The following is a 17,400-nucleotide window of genomic DNA, read 5'->3' as shown; positions in this document are numbered from 1 at the left end:
TATGACTCAACAACCGTTACAAGTCAAATTAATTCCTTATACAATTGAGTCGATTATCGACTCAACAAACGAAACGCCTAAAGGAGTAAGCTTAATTCAAGCACCTGCTATTTGGGAACAAAGCAATCAAGGAGAAGGCATTGTAATTGCAGTTATCGACACTGGTGTTGACACAAATCATCCTGACTTAAAAGATTGTATTATCGGAGGAAGAAACTTCACTTCGGATCATAACGGAGATTCTTCTGTATTTGAAGATAATAATGGGCACGGTACTCACGTGTCTGGTACCATTGCTGCTGCGCTCAACAATGAAGGGGTAGTAGGAGTGGCACCCAAAGCAAAAATTCTCAGCTTAAAAGTACTTACCAGTGAAGGATCCGGAAATTACGAATGGATTATTGACGCTATTAACTACGCCGTCGAATGGCGGGGCCCTAACAATGAACGAGCACGAGTTATTTCCATGTCACTCGGCGGACCACAGGACGTTCCAGAACTTCATGAAGCTGTTCAAAACGCTGTGAATAAAGACGTTTCTGTTGTTGTTGCAGCTGGAAATGAAGGTGATGACCGTGAAGAAACCTTTGAATATTCATATCCGGGAAGTTATAACGAAGTCATTCAAGTAGGAGCTGTAGACAGCAGCTTAAGTTTAGCTCCTTTTACCAATGTCAATGAAGAAGTAGACTTAGTCGCACCCGGAGTTAACATCATCTCTACTTTTTTAGAAGGTAAATATGCTACTCTTTCAGGAACTTCAATGGCAACTCCCCACGTGGCTGGAGCTTTAGCTCTATTGATTAACTTATGTGAGAAGGAATTTGGCCGGTCTTTAATTGAAGCTGAAATCTATGCTCAACTTGTAAAAAGGACGCTTCCTCTAGGATATCGAAAAAGCTCTGAAGGAAACGGATTTCTCATGCTCGATTTGGTAGAAAAAATACATGATATTATTAACGTAGCCCGCATCAGTCCTAGTAAGTAATAAATAAGAAAAACGAGAAATCTTCTTGGTTCTCGTTAAATTGAAATAAAGACATGCGAACGCATGTCTTTATTCATATCTTAATGCTTCGATTGGATCTAGCTTTGCCGCTTTGTTTGCAGGAAGCATGCCGAATACAATGCCAATCGTCATGGAAAACAACACTCCTCCAAGTACTACTTGCCACGAAATTAATGACGGCCAGCCAGCAAATAACGAAACAAGAGCTGCACCGCCCGCGCCGAGGCCAATTCCAAGCAAACCACCAATTAACGTGAGGGTAATGGATTCAATCAAAAACTGAGTTAGAATTTGTCTTTTAGATGCTCCCAACGCTTTACGAATACCAATTTCTCTTGTACGTTCCGTTACAGAAACCAGCATAATGTTCATAACGCCAATCCCGCCAACAAGCAGGGAAATGCCTGCAATCGATCCAATAATCGTTGTCATAATTCGCGTTACATTTCCAATGCTATCTGCTATTTCTTCTAAGTTCTGCACTTGGTAAGCATCTTCCGCATCATGCAAATTATTTAACAAATCCGTTGCGTCATTGCCTACTTTTTTTAGTTGATCAGAGCTTTTTGCTTGAACACTAAGGTTGGTGTAATCGAGCTTACCGAAGCTTGATTTATACGTATTATTCGGAATATAAATGGTCGGTATTTCAAATGCTAAAAAGCCCGTTGCCTTTTTTGTGACACCAATAATTTTGATAGGCTGTCCTTGAACCCATACTACTTGCCCAAGAGCTTCTTTCTTATCAAATAGCTCTTTTTTCATATCGCTTGTGATAACACCTACTCGATTACCTGATAAAAAGTCAGAGCTGTCTAACATTCTTCCTTTTGAAACTTCCAGCTGATTAACTTCAATATATCCTTCGTTAATAGCATTAACAGTCGTATCAGATTCCTTGTCTCTATATCTTATCCCCATTCCCATTGAGCTAGAAGCCACCACATTCTTCACTCCGGGAATAGTCGAAAGAGCTTTAATATCATCCTCTGTAAAGATGGGCTCACCCGTCATTGAAAGGTCATCAGCTTGCATCTCGTCTTCAGGAGGCTGATAGTATACATCAACTGTATTGCTTGCTCCTGTTATTTCCGACTTAATCATTTGTTCTCCGCCTTGACCAATGGCTACAACGATAATAACAGCCGCTACGCCAATGATAATACCAAGCATCGTCAAAATAGAGCGCATTTTATGAGCAAGAACCGAAGAGAGAGCCATACGAATATTTTCTATCAAACTCATAAGCTATCGTTCTCCTTATCGCTATGACTTAGCACTTTACCGTCACGAACGATAACTGTACGCGATGTGTATTCTGCCACTTCAGGTTCATGGGTAATGACTACCACTGTTGTGCCATCTGCATTAAGTTTAGAAAATTGTTCCATAATATCAGCACTTGTTTTTGTATCTAGAGCTCCTGTCGGTTCATCCGCTAAAATAAGCGTCGGATTATTAACAATAGAACGAGCAATAGCAACACGCTGCTTTTGCCCTCCTGATAACTCGCTCGGTAAATGTTTCATCCGCTCACTCAGCCCTACTTTTTCAAGCGCAGCTTCTGCTCTGGCTCGTCTTTCCTTACGCGTTACACCGGCGTATACCATTGGAAGCTCTACGTTTTCTACCGCTGTTAAACGCGGCAACAGCTGAAATTGCTGAAAAACAAAACCGATATGAATATTCCTTACTTTTGCAAGCTGCTCATCACTATAAGTAGAGATTTCTTGTTCATTTAATAAATAGGACCCTGAAGACGCACGGTCTAAACATCCGATAATGTTCATTAGCGTTGATTTACCTGAGCCAGAAGGTCCCATAATCGCAACAAATTCACCGTCATAAATCTTCAAATTAATATCTTTTAAAATTGGCACTTCCTCTTTGCCAAGATGATAACTTTTATGAATATTCACAAGCTCAATCATTGAACAGTCACTTCCGCACCGTCAGTTAAGTTCTTTGTAGGATTTGTAATGACTTTGTCTTTAGAAGATACGCCGCTTTTGATTTCAATAAATTTATTTGTTGTTTCTCCAATCTTTACTTCCTTACGAACCGCCTTTTTATCTTTCACTACATATACATATTTTTCTCCGTCTTCATTTACAACTGCTTTTATCGGCAAAGATGAAGCTTTTTTACTGCTTGTTTCAATTTCAAGCAGCAACTTAAATCCCGGCTTAATCATCGTGATATCCTGGTCATCTACTTTTACTTCAATTGGATATTGATTAGCCGCATCATTGCCCGCTTCTGCTGATGCCTGCTGCTGAGGTAGATAGTCAATTTGTTTGACGCTCCCTGCCCATTCTTTATCAGGCAGCACATCTGATGTAATTTTAACAGCTTGACCGGTTTTAATTTTTAATGCATCATACTCAGACAGCACGCCAGTAGCTAAGTATTCATCGGTATTACCAATATGTATAAGCGGTTTTTGAACGTCACTTGTGTTATTAACCGCTTCTTTATCTACTTCTAGCACCGTCCCATTAATATCACTCGCTACGTCTAAATTACGTTCTTTTTTAGCAATTGATTTGGCTTCTAGTTTGTTTCGTTCTAAATCAATTTTAGCCGTTTCTAAATCGAGATTGAGCTGCGTACGCTCTGTATCGATTTGATCTCTCGCTTCTTGCTTACTCATTTCTTTTTCCAATTCTTTTTGTTTTTTATTTAAATTAGAAAGCTGTTTACTTACTGAGTCAATTTGCAGCTGACTGGATTTTTTTCTAGATTGTTTTGTTCTTGCTCTAAATCAAGCGCATCGCTCTCGTATGTTACAAGAGAGGTGCCCTGCTGTACACGAGAGCCTTCTGTTACGTGAAATCGTTCAACCTCGCCTTTTTCAGCATCAAAATAGACATATTGTTCATCAGCAAGCTTTAACGTACCCGGAACCATAACTGTATTTCTTAACTTTTTTTCCTTTATATTTGCTACGTGAACATTGACTGCTTTCCCACTTACACTTTGTGCACGATATACGTTAATCCCAATAACCGCAACAATAACAACTGCTACAGCTGTAATAATTATTCCTTTTTTCATTTACAACCCTGCTCCTTTAAGCGCTTCTGAAGCAGCTCCTCCAACTCCTGAAATAGCGGCTCCTAAGATGAATAAAATAATCACTGTAATAATAGAAGCAGCTTTTGATACATTTGCCACTTTTTGTAGTCCTACTGCTGTCAGAATAAGTCCCCAGATAGAAAAGATTTCAATGGAAGTAAATACTCCTCCCATAGCACCTTTAGCACCAACCATTCCATTTAACGAAGTCACATTAGCTGAAGTATGGGCTAGTGCAGCTACTCCCGTATTAATTAGCTGACCGATTGCTGTGATGAACGTAACAAACAAATTCAAACTAAACATTTGGCGGTAAGTTGTTTTTCCAGTCCCTAACTTTGCAATTAAAAACAGAATCAAACTTGTGAATGCCAGTGTAGCAACTACTGCAATAACTCCTCCAATCGCTCCGCCAATCATACTAAATGTTGAATTCACTTCAATGCCAGCTTCTTTTTGCTGTTGCAGCGCTTCTTGTCCCTGAGGGGTATAGACGGCTAGAATCGTTGTTGCAGCTGTTAAGATGAGGATAAGAAAAAGAGGTCCCCAGATGACCGGGCTGCTTTTCATTTTCTCAAACTGTACAACCGGACTCGTAATAAAACCAAAAATAGAAGGCTTTCCTTTCTCTTGGACTTCCGAAGATACATTGACTTCTGTGCTCATAATCAAACTCCTTTTATTTTGTTTCGTTATTAGCTCTTAAGACCCGTCTTTTACTATTTTTTAAAGTCTTCTAGCAAAATCGGCTCTCTCTAAGAAACTCTCAAACACCTAATATTCTAACATAATTATACAAATAAATTTACATTTTTCTTACATTTTATATTTTTTATGGTATTTTTAGAAATTAAAGAGATGTCTTAATGCTGAATTACAGTATTAATTTTATTTATATTTTCTAAATATTCTAATTATAATTTGACATCGTTCAATATAATTCGTATATTATGATTAAAGTTTATTATTCCTATGTTTTTTGTAAGTTTTATATTTAAGGAGGAGTTTCAATGTCTGCTAAGAAACCATTTCGTCCTGAAACACAAGCCATCCATTCTGGCCAACAGCTTGACCCGGCTACTTTTTCGCGTGCGGTACCTATTTATCAAACAAGCTCATTTGGTTTTAAAGATACGGAGCACGCTGCATCTTTATTTAATTTAAGTGAACAAGGCTACATCTACACTCGAATTGTAAACCCTACTACGGACGTTTTTGAACAGCGAATTGCTGAGTTAGAAGGCGGGGTAGGTGCTCTAGGAGTAGCTTCGGGTCAGTCAGCTACTACCTTTTCCATTTTGAATATCGCTTCCGCAGGAGATGAAATTGTATCAGCAAGCAGTTTATATGGGGGAACATACAACCTCTTTTCGTCTACGCTTCCTAAACTGGGCATTACCGTCAAATTTGTAAACGCCGATAATCCAGAAAATTTTAGAAGTGCAATCACTTCCAAAACAAAGGCAATTTATGCTGAATCCGTTGGAAACCCGCAGGGAAATGTGCTAGACATCGAAGCAGTTGCAGACATTGCCCATGAACATGGAATTCCTCTTATTATTGATAATACGGTTCCAAGCCCTTACCTTCTTCGTCCCATCGATTTCGGAGCAGATATTGTCGTTCATTCTGCTACTAAGTTTCTTGGAGGACATGGAACAGCAATTGGGGGTGTTATCGTAGACAGTGGAAAATTTGATTGGGAAGCGAGCGGGAAATTTCCAGACTTAACAACTCCAGATCCAAGTTACCATGGCCTTGTATACACAGAAGCTGTCGGTGAAGCTGCTTATATTACAAAAGCGCGCGTTCAGCTTTTACGAGATATTGGAGCTGCTTTATCACCTTTTAATTCCTTTTTACTCCTTCAAGGGGTAGAAACACTCCATCTGCGATTAGAGCGTCACAGCGAAAACGCATTAAAGGTAGCGAAATTTTTAGAGCAGCATGAATTAGTAGAATGGGTAAATTATGCGGGGCTTCCTTCCCACCCTTCCTATTCTTTGGCACAAAAATACTTGCCTAAAGGGCAAGGAGCAATTTTAACCTTTGGTGTAAGGGGAGGAAAAAACGCTGCGGCTAAGTTAATTGATTCGGTTCAGTTATTTTCTCATTTAGCCAATATCGGCGACTCTAAATCACTCATTATTCACCCGGCAAGCACCACTCATCAACAGCTATCTAAAGACGAACAAAAAGCTTCGGGTGTGACGCCAGAACTCATTCGTTTATCGGTTGGAACAGAAGCAATCGACGACCTTCTTGAAGATTTAGATTATGCCTTAAAAGCCAGCCAAAAAGTGAATACAACTGTTTAAAAGCTGTGATTTTTCACAGCTTTTTTTATATCATCCAATAACTTTTTATACTTTCGCTTATGCTACAATAAACAAAACGAATGAAAAAGGAGTTACTATGAACACGTTCAATTCAATACCTGCTATCACATTTACAGACGTTCATAAAACATTTAAGGATAAAGAACATAGTGTTTTAAAAGGCATATCGGGTACAGTGATGCAAGGCTCGCTCGTCATGATGGTAGGACCATCAGGATCCGGAAAAAGCACCCTTCTTTCCATGTGCAATTTACTTTCCGCACCTGATGAAGGAAGCATTGAAGTATATGGAAAAGACATTAGCAAATGGAATATTTCTGATTTACGAAAAAAAGTGGGCATTGCTTTTCAATCAGCTCCTGTTATTGATGGAACAGTGCGTGATAATATGATGCTTGTTCAAAAACTGCATGGCAAGCAGGATATTATGCCTGAAGAACTCTGTGCCTTAACCGGTCTTTCCCCTGACTTGTTAGAGCAGGATGCAAGAGATTTATCCGGTGGTCAAAGACAAAGGTTATCATTAGCCCGCACGCTGTCGAACGGATCTGACCTTTTACTTTTAGACGAAATCACTTCCGCTTTGGATGCCACTTCTGCTCATGAAATTGAGCAGCTTATTTCTCATTTACATAAAGAGCAGAATAAAACGATTATTTGGGTTACCCATAATTTAGATCAAGCGAAACGTTTAGGAGAGGAAGTCTGGCTTTTAATGAACGGAGTGATTGTAGAAAAAGCGAAGACGGAGACCTTTTTTCATGCTCCTGTAAAAGCTGAAACAAAACAATTTATTGAAGGAGCCTTTCTATGAGTTCACTTTCACTGATTTTTACAATCATTTTTGTTTTTATTGCTCTTTTTTTATCAAAATCTTTTCGGATAGGACTCGAAAAAGATATTATCATTGCCAGTATTCGAGCAGCCGTTCAGCTGTTAGTGATAGGATATGTTTTATCTTTTATTCTTGACGCGAATCACCCTGCTTTTATGATTCTCATTTTATTCGTTATGCTGACGGTCGCTTCCCAAAATGTTGTAAAGAAAAAAAAGCAGGGATTTAAAGCTTTCTTTCGTGTATTTGTCACTCTTTTTATTGTAGAAATCCTGACCCAAAGCGTTATGCTCGGACTACATATTATCCCTGCTACTCCGCGATATATCATTCCTGTCAGTGGTATGATTATTGGAAATTCGATGATTTTGGCCAATTTATTTTTAAATCGGTTAGATGCTGAAGTAAATAGAAGACGAGACGAAATTCAATTGATTCTGGCGCTTGGCGGCACTCCTCAACAAGCTATTCATAGTATTTTAAATGCCGCAATCAAAGCTAGCATGATTCCTACTGTAGAAAGTCAAAAAACAATTGGACTCGTTCAGCTTCCGGGTATGATGACAGGCCAGATTATTGGAGGGGCAGATCCGATACAAGCTGTCAAATTCCAGCTGCTTATCGTTTTTACTATTCTAGCGTCTGCTACGCTTTCCTGCGTCATCTTAAGCCGATTAACATACCCTACCCTTTTTAATAGCTATCAGCAGCTTATCCGTGAGCATACATAAAAAAAGAAAGGAGACTCCTTTCTTCTTTTTTTATTGAGCAGCTTTTTTTAATCCTGATCCTATGTCACTTCCAAAGGTTACTCCTAAATCGCCGAGCCATCTTCTATACGCAATACTCAGTCGGTCCGGATTCAAATGAAGCTCTGCTTGTAAGTCAAGCGGCAGCTCTTCTGGTTTTTGACTTTCCACAATACTGGTATCTTGTTCAATAATAAGCTGCTGAAAATCGCGGAAATATTGATCAGGTGCATCAAACGAATAGTTTCTAGAAACCAGCGCAAACACCGTGGACTTCCTTTCCTCTTCAGGTAAAACCGCAAACAGCATTGAAAAGATTTCACCCGTTTCGTAGTTCACTTTTTTCAACCTTGCAACGGTAGGACGAAGAATTTCAAAGGTATAATAAATAGTCGCAAAGTTACCCGTACCATCTGCATCTGCGTACACAGCGATTTCATCAGAAACGTATCGGTTATCTTTCCAATGCACCTTATAATCAGGAATTTCAGCGTAGTCAGAGTGTCCAAGGCTTCCTTCGTGAACAAAAGCCAAATGGCTTACATCTAGGAAGTTTTCTACGACACGAGGAGCTGCTGCCTGCAGAGTATGAGGGTTGGCGCAAACCGTTTTGAATCCGGAGTTAAGATGTTCATCATAAAAGGGAAGAGGAGTATCACCTGCCTCGCTGTTCATCTTCACCCATATAATCCCGTACTTTTCAACGCAGGCATATACCTGTGCTTTTGCTTTTGAAGGAATAGCTCTTCCCGGCGGCTGTTGAGGAATTTTCACACAAGCCCCGGCATCATCGTATTTCCATCCGTGATAAGGGCATACAATGCAATCATCTACCACTTTTCCAAGAGATAACGCTGCACCGCGGTGGATGCACAAATCTTTAAATGCTTTAATGGCATTAGTTGTGCGAAAAAGCACAACTCGCTCTTCTAAAATCGTTACTTGCAAGGGCTGATCTGTTAAATCATGTGAATAAGCTGCAGGCAGCCATTCCTTAGCCAATACTAAATCTTTAATCATCTACATCGCCTCCGTACAATAAGTAAATTTATTTCTTGTTTATAAAAAAAACCGCAGAAATAGAAGGAGTGCTTCTAATTCCGCAGCTTTTTCGTTCCGTAAAACAGACTATAAGCGCGCGAAGATTCTACATGATTGCAGATAGAGCGACCTTAGCACTTCATCTACAATGACAATACGTATTCATCGCTATTTTTTTAATCTTAAAATCTAACCCTTATATATTGAATAAAGAGCGGCCAGCCGATAAAAGCTTTTCTGTCCACTGATTTCTCTTAGTTTTACTTTATCAATTTCCCACTGAAAAATCTCTTGCTTTGTAAGCATCTCTAACATAATTTTTTCGGTTAAACGAATAAAAGCTGCGGTTTTTAAAACCGCAGCTTGCTTTATTATGAGCTCATATAACTGGCTGTATATTTTTTCGTCTGCTTTTGTATTTCTTGATTTAAATGTTTGAAAAATGAGAGGGTTTCTTCATAATCCGTCGCTTTTTCATGAAACTTCAATGTAAGATTTTCTTCAAACAACGTTTCTCCCTGATGACCGACCGCTTTCAGCTGAACATCTGTAACAATACCTTGCGAAATCGAACATAATAAATAATTAAAGCAATGAACCGGAACGATATGCATCAGATGAAAATCGTCGATAGTTCTATCACTTTTTGTTTTCTTAAATTCCACAGTGAGTTCTTCTGGATGAATAAACACATTTATATGCTGTTTGGACAAACAAGTAGGATTCATTTTTTGTGTATACTCACAAAATTCCAGTCCAATAAATATAGAATTCTCGGAGTCAGCTTCAATGAAGATTTGCGAATTTTTTACCATTGTCCTCGTCCTCCATATTCAATCTAGTTATCCCGTCACCCGCACCCATTTGTAGAATATTTCCATTCCTTCTCTATTCTATCATTGATTTTTCTCAATGCCTATTTCGCAAGCGGAAGTTCTCTTTAAAAGAGAGGGAACTGACAGGCAGTTCTTTATGTGAGAAGAATAAACAAAAGACACCTCTTTTATTTTGTTGAGGTGTCTTTTAGTATCATCAGCCTGTGTTACGTAACCCTGCTGCAATGCCATTAATCGTTAATAACGCTTCTTTTAAAAGTTCTTCATTTAACGTTCCAGCCTCATCTTCACGCAGCTTGGAAATGACCTTAACTTGTAAGAACGTTAGAGGGTCCACATACGGATTTCGTAATTTAATAGATTCTTTAATCGTTGGAAGATGATCCATTAATTCTTTTTGACCTGTGATTTGAAGAATCATTTCTTTTGTGAGATTATACTCTTTTTTAATGGCGGTAAAAATCCGCTCTGAAATAACCGGATCTTGTACCATTTCCGTGTATTCTTTTGCTGCCATTAAATCTGCTTTTGTTAAGGCCATTTGCAGATTATCGACGGTCGAGCGGAAGAATGGCCATTCTTTATACATTTGCTGAAGAAGCTGTATATCTCCGGATTTCTCTACTAAATGCTGTAAGCCTGTACCTGCAGCGTACCAGGCTGGAAGCAGCTGTCTGCTTTGCGTCCATGCGAATACCCACGGAATTGCTCGCAAGTCTTCAAAGCGATCACTTCCTTTTCGACTCATTGGACGTGACCCAATATTTAAAGCCCCCAGCTCAGGAAGAGGTGTAGCTTGTTTAAAGTACGTTAAAAAGTCTGGATCTTTGAAAACAAGCTCTTGATACTTACGTAAAGAAGCAGTTGAAATCTCGTCCATTGTTTCTTCCCATTCATGTGTACGAATATCACATTGTTCAGCTTCTTGAGAAACATTTGCTGCCGCTGTAAGAAGAGCTGAAACCGCTTGTTCAAGGCTTCGGTAAGCAATGTCATATAAAGAGTATCTAGAAGAAAGAACTTCTCCTTGCTCTGTAATTTTGACGCCGTCTCCTAGCGTCTCAACAGGCTGAGATAAAATGCTTCGGTTTAACGGCCCACCTCCTCGGCCTAGTGAGCCGCCTCGGCCATGGAAAAACTTCAGACGAACTTGATACTTCCTCGCCATATCGTGAATTTCCTGCTGCGCTTTATAGAGCTTCCAATTAGCAGTAAGCGTTCCTCCGTCTTTACTTCCATCTGAGTAGCCAAGCATAATTTCCTGCAAATCCTGCTGTTTCCTTAAGTGCTCTCGATAAAAATCTAATTGAAATAGCTGTTCCATGATTTTAGGACCTGCTGTGAGATCATCAATCGTTTCAAGCAGCGGAGCTATATTTAACTTACTTTCAATGCGGCCATCTGCATGAAGGCGATAAATACCCGCTTCTTTGGCGAGTACCATGACTTCTAATAAATCACTTGCAGACTGCGTCATACTGATTAAGTAGACTTCAATAGATCTTTCTCCAAATTCTTTATGTGCTCGATGTATCATATTAAATACTTCAATTACTTGCTGCGTTTCTTTAGAGTAATTCTCTACAAATGATATCACAGGTCTTGGGTCTTGAAGAACTTTCCCTAGCAGCTCAACTTTTTTCTCTTCCGTTAACGCTGAATAATCTTCAGCTAAAGAAACAGCATGGAAAATTTCTTTGATTGCCGCTTCATGTTCCCCGCTGTGATTACGGATATCAAGCGTTGCTAAATGAAAACCAAACAGCTCAACTTGGCGAATTAATTTACATAAGCTTCTTAACTGATAATCCTGAGGCTGGTGCTTTTGCAAGCTATCTTTGATTAGAAATAAATCATGTAGAAGTTCTTCCGACCTTTGATAGCCTGCTTCCGATTCTCCAACTAAATTTAATTTATGAAGCATAATCGTAAGCTTGCAGCGATATACTTCGTGTTTGATTCTCCATCGCTTTTTCTCAGGCAGCAGCGATATTTCTTGATTAATAGAATCAAGAAGATTATCTGAAACTGCGACTCTTTTTGTAGACTGACTTAACCTTTGTCTCAATTGAGTAAGCGACTCTTTATATTTACGAATAGCTAACTTCCTTTGTTTGACAAGCGTTTGCCACGTTACTTTAGGAGTTACGTTTGGATTTCCATCTCGGTCTCCGCCAATCCATGAACCAAATCGAAGAATATTAGGCACCTTCCAATTTTCTTCAGGGTAATTCTCCTGCAATGAATTTTCTAACTCCTGATGAAGTTGAGGAAGCACTTCAAATAACGTTTCATCAAAATAATATAATCCATTGGATACTTCATCCATCACAGTCGGCTTGCGATCTCGCAGTTCATTTGTTTGCCATAAAATTAATACTTCGCTAAACAGTCTTTCTTCAATTTCCGTACGTTCACGTTTTGTTAACGTTGGATTATCCAAGTTTTTCAGAAGCTCAGCCATTCGTTTATGAATATCAAGGACACTTCGTCTAGTGGCTTCTGTTGGATGAGCAGTGATGATGAGCTCTAGAGATAGAGTTTGAAGCAAGTTAGCAATTACGTCTGGCGCCACGCCATTATTTTTAAGCGAAACAACGGCACTTTCCAATGAGCCCGGCTGCATAATAGAATCTTCTTGCTGCTGATATTCGCGTCTACGACGAATTCGATGATTTTGCTCTGCAATATTAACTAAATGAAAATAAACTGCAAACGCCCGAATAACCTGCTCGCGCATCGGCTGTTCAAGAGTAACGATTTCATTTTTTATTTCTTTATAGATAACTTCATCTTTGTTTTCTCTAAGTGATTTTGCTACTTCGCGTATTTTTTCTACTTTGCTGAGCAGTTCTTCTCCACCTTGGTGAACCAGAACTTTCCCTAACAATTGACCGAGAAACTTTACATCACGGCGCAGGGCAGTGCTGCTGTTTTGTCTTTCTGCTGCTTCTACTGTTACCATTAGACACGACACCTTTCTTCATAAATATTGCACTTTTTAAACTTTTTAGAAAATTATATTAAATTCATATTACCATGAACGAAAATAAATTTCATATAATTTTATTTCCTCCTCTCGTTCAGGAGAGGAGATTCATCAAATATAAAAGAGAGGTTAAGACATAACTAAATGAATCCAATCTAAAGACGAACAAATGGGATACATAAGCCGAACCACTTGTGACGCCGCAGTTGATTTCTGTGCAAGACTTTGCTTTCCGCAGGTGGTCGCTGAGCCTCCTCGTCGCTTCCGCTTTTCCCCCCGGGAGTCTTCGCCTTGCCCTCCAATCAACTGCTAGAAGAAACGAAACAGATGAAACCTACGTTCACCATAACAAAAAAAAACGAACCGCTAATCAAACATTTTGATTAATAGTTCGTTTTTCATTTGAGCTAAAATACTTTTGTCTCGGCCTCTCTTTTATGCTACCAAGGTTGTCCTAAATCCAATACCGAGGCTAGTTCATTGCTTTTTTTACGCACTTGTTTACGCGTGGCAGCGCGATCTGCCCCCGTTTGAAATAGGTATTTTTCTTCTTCTGTTTCTGGAATAAGCTCCGGTACTGCGCGGGGCTTTCCATCATCATCCATTGCCACAAAAGTTAAAAATGATGTAGCTGCAATTTGACGCTCCCCGGTTTTTAAATTTTCTTTAATCACTTTCACAAACACTTCCATGGATGAACGACCTGTCCATGATACGTATGACTCCAAACATACAGAATCCTGAGGCGTAATAGGGTGCAGAAAATGAATAGAGTCTGCTGAAGCTGTCACACACTCTGTACGACTGTGACGATAAGCTGAAATGGACGCAATCATATCAATATCACTCATTAACTTTCCGCCAAATAACGTATTGTGATTATTAATATCATTAGGAAAAATGCGGCTCGTTCGAACGGCCTTTGTATCTTTACAATAATTTGCTTTCATTAGTAAGAACCTCCATTGATGCCTATCATAATAAGAATAAAAGAATGAATGAACCTATACTAGCATATTTTGATAAATTTAGCTTTACAAAAAACTCGTTGATTTATTTACAGAAAACAAAAAAGAGAAGAAAAATTCTTCTCTTTTTTGTCTATCGAATATAGCTTGATCCAAACGTTTTACCTAAAGAATCACTGTATAGGTCACTTGACTTTACAGTCCATTTCCCATCTTCTTTCACCATAAAAATTCGTAGGGGACGACTTCCTTCTTTCGTTTCTAATTCATTTACAATATCTTTGAATTTAGAAGCCGCAAACTCTTCAGAGTGTTGTGTATCGTAATCTTTCGTTTCATCTGTGTATGCTCGCTTAAGCTGCGATACGTATGAATATAAGTCTGATAAATCAAGAGTAGTGTACTCCACTTCTACTACGGCTTTATTATTTGCATTCGCAATCACATTTGTTTTCACACTTGCTTTTTCTTTTAAAACATCTTTATACATGTTAAAAAAATCTTTTTTTGCTTTGTCGGTTAAACTGTTAGAAAACGCACCTTTTAATTCCTCATTAAACGCTTTTTTCTGTTCTTCTATGACAGCTGTTTTATCTGCTGTTACATATTTATCATAGTCTACGTTTTCTTTGTTTAAGTAAAGGACTTCTGTGTAAGCTTGCAGAGCTTTTTCTGGCTCTTGCAGCTTATTATAGCTTTTCGCGTACTTTTTCGTATCCAGTGTTAATGTCACTTCGTCAATCTCTTCATCATAATCAGATGATTTTGGCTGAAGCCCAATTTTGTACTTTTTATCTTTTTTGACTTCAAAGACAAACGTTAAATTTTTTTGCTTTCCAGCGCCAATCTTGTCAGATGCACTGCTTTCTAGTCCAAGCTCACGACTGTTCACTCCCGTTTTTGGAGACAGCTGTTCATCTCCTTCGTATAAATACACACCGTCATAATCCGATAAAGATATACTGTTTTTGGATACATTTTTCACTTTTAAATCAACTTTCAACAGCCCTTTTTCTTCACTTGTAGCTCCTTCATCACTATCTACTAAAATATAAGATGCGCTGTCAATGGATGCTTCAATCGCCTTATTTTTATCCGAAGTGGATCCTCCCGTTTCCTTAGAACTGTTGCAAGCCGCTAATACTAGCATAAGTACAAAAGCCAAAGCCAAAACATTCATTTTTTTCACAGCTGCCTAATCCCCTTTATTTTGTTTTTTTAGAACTTTATCCCGAATAAAGGTTCCCTCTGTATAAATACTTAAACCTTAAAATCTATTTTTTTTACAATATTTTGATAAAAAATAAGTCTAAATTCTCTACTCACCTAAATAAAAAAACACGAGCACGGGCTCGTGTTTTTTTATTTAGATTTAAAATTTTCTTGATTGATTTGTTCAGCTTCTTTCATATATCGGTTAGATTTGCCGCTTTTAATTCCCCAGTAATAAAAAGCTAATGATACGCAAGCAATCACTAGCATATCCCATCCGAAAGGCAAAATATTTTTTCCTCCGAATTTTTCGCTTCCTATGTAGGAAATAAAAATCATGCACGCTAAATAGATAAGCATCCAAGCCCCGGTTAAAAATTCTTTTTTAAAGCCCACCCATTTATTTTTCGCTTGGTAATAAAAATAAACAGGCAGGCCAATTGCCATAATAAAGATCACTTCACCTGTAAGTGGCCACCTTGCCCAGTAAAGCGTCAAGGAAGCAAAAACGAAGCCGCATGGCGCAATAACTGATGCCCCTTTTAAATAAAATGGACGGTAAAAGTGTGAAGCCGTTTTTCTTAATGTTATAAGCGCTACAGGACCCATAATATAAGAGATAAGCGTCGCTACTGAGATCACTTCTGCTAAGACACCCCATCCTCTAAATAAAAAGAGAAACAAGAAGCACGCTGCTAAATTTAGCCACATAGCTGGGCGCGGGACATTGTAAAGTGGATGAAGAGTACCAAATATCTTTGGCAAGTATCCATTTTGCTGCATCCCGTATAACATTCTAGAAGTAGTTGCCGTATATGTAGCACCTGTGCCGGAAGGAGAAACAAATGCGTCTGCGTATAACACAATTGTTAGCCAGTTAATTCCAAGCGCAATCGCTAAATCAGCAAAAGGAGAGTTGAAATTCAAATGATTCCATCCATCAGCAATTGATGACGGACTTACTGCTCCGATAAAGACAATTTGCAATATAATGTATACAATTCCTGCAATAAAGATTGAACCAATTACAGCTATCGGAATCGATTTATTAGGTGATTTTGCTTCTCCTGCCATATTTACAGGACTTTGAAACCCATTAAATGCAAACACAATACCTGATGTTGCCACTGCCGTTAAAACACTGGCCCATCCGTAAGGTGCTACCCCATGCTCACTTGAAAAGTTTCCACTATGAAAACCAGCAAAAAATAAAGCCCCTGCCGTTAAACCAGGAATAATTAATTTAACAATCGTAATAAATGAGTTTGCTTTAGCAAAGAGATTTACCGTCCAATAGTTCACAAAAAAGTAAACGAATAATAACAAAGACGCAACTGCCAAGCCCTTGGACGTTAAAATGCCATTGTCTACTAATTCATGAGTCCAGCGAGCCCATTTCCACGGCCAAGTACTCATATATTGCACAGATGCAATAGCCTCCACTGTTATCGTTGAAGCGATTGAAATCCAGTTAGCCCAAGCAGCCAAAAAACCAATAAATGATCCGTGTGAATACTGAGGATATTTGACCATCCCCCCTGCTTGTGGAAACATCGCGCCCAGTTCAGCATATGATAGAGCAATGGTCAAAATAACCACCATTCCAATAACCCATGAAAAAATAGCCGCGGGTCCCGCAATTTGAGCTGCTTTCCATGCTCCAAATAGCCATCCTGAACCGATAATCGAACCTATGCCTGTCATGGTTAAAGCAAATGTTCCCATCTTCCTTTGCATATTGCTCATCCAAATCTACTCCTCTTCCCTAGGAAAATAAAAAAAACACTTGCGAAATTTTCTCAAGTGTTTGCCCAGGCGCGCGGCTTATACGCTATATGCTCCCCCATGGTCATCCATGTTGCGCCAGTCACATATAGGAATATATTTTTTATCAGTATATAACATTCATTACTATTACTCAATACACAAAAATGTTTACATTACTTTTCTAAAAATAATAAATTATTCGTAAAATTCCGAATTAATCTTCTGAAAATCTCTTTTTAATTATAAAAAGAACTAAAATCCTAACTTTTTCTATTATTTGATTCTTTTACTCCACGAACAGATCACCTTCTAAAAATTATATTAATATACATTATTTATTTACAAAATAAGAATTAACAGCTATATATCCATAGAATTCTTGCACTAGACCCTTTACTTATATACAATATGAAGAAAAGATACTAAAGGGAACTGCCCACCACATAGCTACGCTTGAAGTGGGAGACTTCTTTTAGGAAAACGTTAAAACCTACATATCATGCACTTCGCAACAAATGAAGTACTTCGAGCAAACTTCTCTGTTTACGCCAGCAAAAAACAGGGAAAATTACGAAAA

The 17,400-nt window shown here is 38.6% G+C and carries 15 protein-coding genes and 1 riboswitch; of the genes, 4 read left to right on the top strand and 11 right to left on the bottom strand.

The window, feature by feature from the left end; translation table 11 throughout:
• Position 1: 1 nt before the first annotated feature.
• On the top strand, positions 2-988 hold the full coding sequence (locus JNUCC25_RS04220) for a S8 family peptidase (RefSeq protein ID WP_013055529.1): 987 nt from the start codon (positions 2-4) through the stop codon (positions 986-988).
• Between the two features lie 69 nt (positions 989-1,057).
• Here the strand turns inward: JNUCC25_RS04220 and JNUCC25_RS04215 are convergent, their stop codons facing one another.
• The 5 genes from JNUCC25_RS04215 to JNUCC25_RS04195 are packed head-to-tail and all read right to left on the bottom strand — an operon-like array spanning position 1,058 to position 4,753.
• Positions 1,058-2,254 carry an ABC transporter permease gene (locus JNUCC25_RS04215; protein WP_016763129.1) on the bottom strand — a complete coding sequence of 399 codons (1,197 nt, stop codon included), beginning with the start codon at positions 2,252-2,254 and terminating at the stop codon, positions 1,058-1,060.
• Positions 2,251-2,940, bottom strand: a complete 690-nt coding sequence (locus JNUCC25_RS04210; protein WP_029324827.1) for an ABC transporter ATP-binding protein — start codon at positions 2,938-2,940, stop codon at positions 2,251-2,253. The genes JNUCC25_RS04215 and JNUCC25_RS04210 overlap by 4 nt, the downstream gene beginning before the upstream one ends.
• Positions 2,937-3,662: an efflux RND transporter periplasmic adaptor subunit gene (locus JNUCC25_RS04205; RefSeq protein ID WP_310335146.1), complete on the bottom strand. Its 726-nt coding sequence runs from the start codon at positions 3,660-3,662 to the stop codon at positions 2,937-2,939. The genes JNUCC25_RS04210 and JNUCC25_RS04205 overlap by 4 nt, the downstream gene beginning before the upstream one ends.
• Positions 3,663-3,712: 50 nt before the next feature.
• The gene (locus JNUCC25_RS04200) at positions 3,713-4,066 is read right to left on the bottom strand and encodes a hypothetical protein (protein ID WP_310335149.1); all 354 of its coding nucleotides are present in this window, start codon (positions 4,064-4,066) and stop codon (positions 3,713-3,715) included.
• Entirely contained in the window at positions 4,067-4,753 is a 687-nt protein-coding gene (locus JNUCC25_RS04195; protein WP_057274352.1) for a Yip1 family protein, read from the bottom strand.
• 344 nt (positions 4,754-5,097) lie between these two features.
• Here JNUCC25_RS04195 and JNUCC25_RS04190 point away from each other — a divergent pair, with 344 nt between their 5' ends.
• The 3 genes from JNUCC25_RS04190 (at position 5,098) to JNUCC25_RS04180 (ending at position 7,992) form a co-directional block, all read left to right on the top strand.
• On the top strand, positions 5,098-6,405 hold the full coding sequence (locus JNUCC25_RS04190) for a homocysteine synthase (RefSeq protein ID WP_064471330.1): 1,308 nt from the start codon (positions 5,098-5,100) through the stop codon (positions 6,403-6,405).
• Between the two features lie 97 nt (positions 6,406-6,502).
• Positions 6,503-7,240, top strand: a complete 738-nt coding sequence (locus JNUCC25_RS04185) for an ABC transporter ATP-binding protein (RefSeq protein WP_029324823.1) — start codon at positions 6,503-6,505, stop codon at positions 7,238-7,240.
• The gene (locus tag JNUCC25_RS04180; RefSeq protein ID WP_013055522.1) at positions 7,237-7,992 is read left to right on the top strand and encodes an ABC transporter permease; all 756 of its coding nucleotides are present in this window, start codon (positions 7,237-7,239) and stop codon (positions 7,990-7,992) included. Before JNUCC25_RS04185 ends, JNUCC25_RS04180 begins: the two co-directional genes overlap by 4 nt.
• Positions 7,993-8,022: 30 nt before the next feature.
• Here JNUCC25_RS04180 and JNUCC25_RS04175 read toward each other — a convergent pair whose 3' ends face one another.
• The 6 genes from JNUCC25_RS04175 to JNUCC25_RS04150 form a co-directional block, all read right to left on the bottom strand.
• Positions 8,023-9,030 (bottom strand): aromatic ring-hydroxylating dioxygenase subunit alpha, encoded by a 1,008-nt coding sequence (locus tag JNUCC25_RS04175; RefSeq protein WP_064471328.1) that lies wholly within the window; start codon positions 9,028-9,030, stop codon positions 8,023-8,025.
• Positions 9,031-9,422: 392 nt separating this feature from the next.
• A complete protein-coding gene (locus JNUCC25_RS04170; protein WP_013055520.1) occupies positions 9,423-9,866 on the bottom strand; it encodes a hypothetical protein in 444 nt (147 codons plus the stop codon).
• A gap of 217 nt (positions 9,867-10,083) precedes the next feature.
• Positions 10,084-12,852, bottom strand: coding sequence for a phosphoenolpyruvate carboxylase (gene ppc / locus JNUCC25_RS04165; RefSeq protein ID WP_454222812.1), 2,769 nt, complete (start codon positions 12,850-12,852; stop codon positions 10,084-10,086).
• Positions 12,853-13,316: 464 nt separating this feature from the next.
• Complete coding sequence (locus tag JNUCC25_RS04160) at positions 13,317-13,826, bottom strand: acyl-CoA thioesterase (protein ID WP_013055518.1); 510 nt, start codon at positions 13,824-13,826, stop codon at positions 13,317-13,319.
• Between the two features lie 151 nt (positions 13,827-13,977).
• On the bottom strand, positions 13,978-15,024 hold the full coding sequence (locus tag JNUCC25_RS04155) for a DUF5105 domain-containing protein (protein WP_454223280.1): 1,047 nt from the start codon (positions 15,022-15,024) through the stop codon (positions 13,978-13,980).
• 182 nt (positions 15,025-15,206) lie between these two features.
• Positions 15,207-16,802, bottom strand: a complete 1,596-nt coding sequence (locus JNUCC25_RS04150) for an APC family permease (RefSeq protein ID WP_013055516.1) — start codon at positions 16,800-16,802, stop codon at positions 15,207-15,209.
• A gap of 56 nt (positions 16,803-16,858) precedes the next feature.
• A riboswitch (ZMP/ZTP riboswitch) is annotated at positions 16,859-16,937 on the bottom strand.
• Between the last annotated feature and the right edge of the window lie 463 nt (positions 16,938-17,400).

Source organism: Priestia sp. JNUCC 25, assembly GCF_053667915.1.
Note: the sequence above shows the minus strand (reverse complement) of the source record. Positions and strands in the feature narration are given on the sequence as shown.

What these genes read in the sequence shown, in the direction of transcription:
- JNUCC25_RS04220 (WP_013055529.1), top strand. Translation starts at nt 2, where the DNA reads ATGACTCAACAACCGTTACAAGTCAAATTAATTCCTTATACAATTGAG.
- JNUCC25_RS04215 (WP_016763129.1), bottom strand. Translation starts at nt 2,254, where the DNA reads ATGAGTTTGATAGAAAATATTCGTATGGCTCTCTCTTCGGTTCTTGCT.
- JNUCC25_RS04210 (WP_029324827.1), bottom strand. Translation starts at nt 2,940, where the DNA reads ATGATTGAGCTTGTGAATATTCATAAAAGTTATCATCTTGGCAAAGAG.
- JNUCC25_RS04205 (WP_310335146.1), bottom strand. Translation starts at nt 3,662, where the DNA reads ATGAGTAAGCAAGAAGCGAGAGATCAAATCGATACAGAGCGTACGCAG.
- JNUCC25_RS04200 (WP_310335149.1), bottom strand. Translation starts at nt 4,066, where the DNA reads ATGAAAAAAGGAATAATTATTACAGCTGTAGCAGTTGTTATTGTTGCG.
- JNUCC25_RS04195 (WP_057274352.1), bottom strand. Translation starts at nt 4,753, where the DNA reads ATGAGCACAGAAGTCAATGTATCTTCGGAAGTCCAAGAGAAAGGAAAG.
- JNUCC25_RS04190 (WP_064471330.1), top strand. Translation starts at nt 5,098, where the DNA reads ATGTCTGCTAAGAAACCATTTCGTCCTGAAACACAAGCCATCCATTCT.
- JNUCC25_RS04185 (WP_029324823.1), top strand. Translation starts at nt 6,503, where the DNA reads ATGAACACGTTCAATTCAATACCTGCTATCACATTTACAGACGTTCAT.
- JNUCC25_RS04180 (WP_013055522.1), top strand. Translation starts at nt 7,237, where the DNA reads ATGAGTTCACTTTCACTGATTTTTACAATCATTTTTGTTTTTATTGCT.
- JNUCC25_RS04175 (WP_064471328.1), bottom strand. Translation starts at nt 9,030, where the DNA reads ATGATTAAAGATTTAGTATTGGCTAAGGAATGGCTGCCTGCAGCTTAT.
- JNUCC25_RS04170 (WP_013055520.1), bottom strand. Translation starts at nt 9,866, where the DNA reads ATGGTAAAAAATTCGCAAATCTTCATTGAAGCTGACTCCGAGAATTCT.
- ppc (WP_454222812.1), bottom strand. Translation starts at nt 12,852, where the DNA reads ATGGTAACAGTAGAAGCAGCAGAAAGACAAAACAGCAGCACTGCCCTG.
- JNUCC25_RS04160 (WP_013055518.1), bottom strand. Translation starts at nt 13,826, where the DNA reads ATGAAAGCAAATTATTGTAAAGATACAAAGGCCGTTCGAACGAGCCGC.
- JNUCC25_RS04155 (WP_454223280.1), bottom strand. Translation starts at nt 15,024, where the DNA reads ATGAATGTTTTGGCTTTGGCTTTTGTACTTATGCTAGTATTAGCGGCT.
- JNUCC25_RS04150 (WP_013055516.1), bottom strand. Translation starts at nt 16,802, where the DNA reads ATGAGCAATATGCAAAGGAAGATGGGAACATTTGCTTTAACCATGACA.